Below are 360 nucleotides of genomic sequence, written 5' to 3' on the forward strand. Positions count from 1 at the left end.
CCCGGACATGACGCCGAGGAAGCCTATCTCCTCGGCTTCGTGCTGCAGGTCCACGAATTCCTGCGGCTTGACCCACCGGTCCACCGGCAGATGCCGCTCACTCGGGCGCAGGTACTGGGTGATGGTGATCAGGTCACACCCGGCCTCGTGCAGGTCCCGGAGGGCTTCGCTGATTTCTTCGCGGGTTTCACCCATGCCCAGGATCAGGTTGGACTTGGTCACCATGCCCAGGTTCCTGCCCTGGGTAATGACATCCAGGGACCGCTCGTACCGGAACGCCGGCCGGATCCGCTTGAAGATCCGCGGCACGGTTTCGACGTTGTGCGCGAACACCTCGGGCCTGGAATCGCAGATCGCCTG

Annotated in this window: 1 pseudogene; it reads right to left on the bottom strand. The window is 63.9% G+C overall.

The annotated features are described in order from the left end of the window. A pseudogene (locus tag FDW84_RS19040) lies at positions 1 to 360 on the bottom strand (lipoyl synthase); the annotation flags it as partial.

Origin of the sequence: Pseudarthrobacter sp. NamE5, assembly GCF_005796225.1 — a bacterium.
Classification (GTDB): Bacteria; Actinomycetota; Actinomycetes; order Actinomycetales; family Micrococcaceae; genus Arthrobacter.